Origin of the sequence: Pseudomonas sp. 51_B (genome assembly GCF_017491595.1) — a bacterium.
GTDB classification, from domain to species: Bacteria; Pseudomonadota; Gammaproteobacteria; order Pseudomonadales; family Pseudomonadaceae; genus Aquipseudomonas; species Aquipseudomonas promysalinigenes.
This window is the reverse complement of record NZ_JAFGYW010000247.1, coordinates 1-490: the sequence shown is the minus strand read 5'-3', so window position 1 is coordinate 490 and position 490 is coordinate 1. Positions and strand designations below refer to the sequence as shown.

Genomic DNA, 490 nt, shown 5'->3' with positions numbered 1-490 from the left:
ATCCGTCTTTGAGCCTGTCCGGGGGCGTGCCCGGCCAGCCCGATCCCGATACTCCCAACGAACAACCGACCGAACCAGGCGAACCGACCCTGCCGGACGAGCCGCCTCCGGCGCCTGTGGCCTGATCCACTGTCATGAATATGGCCCGTCAGTCTGATCGATTTGCGATCTAGCTGACGGGCCATATTTCGTTGTCACCGATCACGACGACTTTGCAACTGTCGTCGCGCTCGACCTGATAGCCGCCGGTGAACGCACCGAATGCCGGCATCAGGCTGATGCGATCACCCAGTCTGAAACAGGCCAGGCGCAGGCTCTGCCGACCTTTGCCATGCAGCCGATAGACCGGGTGAACGTGGCCGGCGAGCACGTGCCGTTCCGGATGCGCATCGGGCTCATGCTGCAAGGCAAACGGCCCGAGTAACAGCGGTTCTGGCACCACGCGGATATTCAGCGAGGCCGGCGGGTCGCCTGCGCGTTTGTCATGGTT

1 pseudogene is annotated in these 490 nt (G+C 63.1%); it reads right to left on the bottom strand.

Annotated elements, in window-relative coordinates:
- Nucleotides 1–169: 169 nt before the first annotated feature.
- Nucleotides 170–490: pseudogene (locus tag J5M56_RS24655) on the bottom strand (DEAD/DEAH box helicase); the annotation flags it as partial.